The sequence below is a fragment of the Pseudomonas sp. MD195_PC81_125 genome, assembly GCF_014060985.1.
GTDB classification, from domain to species: domain Bacteria; phylum Pseudomonadota; class Gammaproteobacteria; order Pseudomonadales; family Pseudomonadaceae; genus Aquipseudomonas; species Aquipseudomonas parakoreensis.
The window spans coordinates 1-854 of sequence record NZ_JABULD010000557.1 but is presented as its reverse complement, the minus strand read 5'-3'; the positions used below and the strand labels follow the sequence as shown (position 1 = coordinate 854).

The window sequence follows — 854 nt, the reverse complement described above, 5'->3', positions numbered from 1 at the left end:
TTGCCAGCGATAGCGGTAGACCAGCCGACACGAATGTTGAATGTGCCGACGCCATCGCTGGCAAGCCAGCTCCCACAGGGACTCAGGGTGTTGTTGCGGATTGTGCGAAGTCTTGCAATTGCGGGTAGAACAACGCGAAGTCCTCACTCAGCGGCTCATACAACCGCCGCAATTCCTGCATCGCCATCGCCAGTTCCTCCGGCCGGGTCAGGCGCCGGGAGATCCCGCGCAGCACCTGCTCCAGCACTTCAAACGACTGATACGAACCCAGCCAGTCATTGGCAACCATGTGCGGTGCGATCTTCGCCAGGCGTTCGGGCAATTGCCGTTCATTCGACAGCACCCGGTACACGTCGCGGGTGAAGTGCTCCAGCGGCTGATCGGCGTACAGCGTCCAGTCCCGCGCCAGGCAATGGTCGAAAAACACATCGAGGACAATCCCCGCGTAGCGCCGCCGGGTCGCGGTGAAACGTCCGAGGGCGATGTCCACCACAGGGTGGCGATCGGTGAACACATCAATCCGCCGATGCAGCTGAATCGCCGCTTCAATCTGCGGCGCAAATTGCCCTTGCAGGCGTCCTTTGACGAAATCGCCATACAGACTGCCGAGTAATTGCTCGGGGAGCTGGCCTCCGAGGTGTAAATGTGCGAGATAGTTCATGGGCGCAGCTTAGCACTGCGCGCTTTCATCGTTACAACACACGTATCGTTATAACCCGATATACCGATTTATGCGGTCGTCAGATCAAATTCATATTGGTATATCGCGAAATAACGATTTAAAGTTCGCCTCATCGCGATATAGCGCTACACATCACGAGCACAAAGCCATGAACCTCGACCTCGACGAAATA

1 protein-coding gene is annotated in these 854 nt (G+C 56.8%); it reads right to left on the bottom strand.

What is annotated here, in order from left to right; translation table 11 throughout:
• Window positions 1-82: 82 nt before the first annotated feature.
• Window positions 83-661, bottom strand: coding sequence for an ACP phosphodiesterase (locus HT737_RS22390; RefSeq protein ID WP_182404022.1), 579 nt, complete (start codon window positions 659-661; stop codon window positions 83-85).
• Window positions 662-854: the final 193 nt, after the last annotated feature.

Coding starts and splice junctions, on each gene's coding strand:
- HT737_RS22390 (WP_182404022.1), bottom strand. CDS start 661: ATGAACTATCTCGCACATTTACACCTCGGAGGCCAGCTCCCCGAGCAA.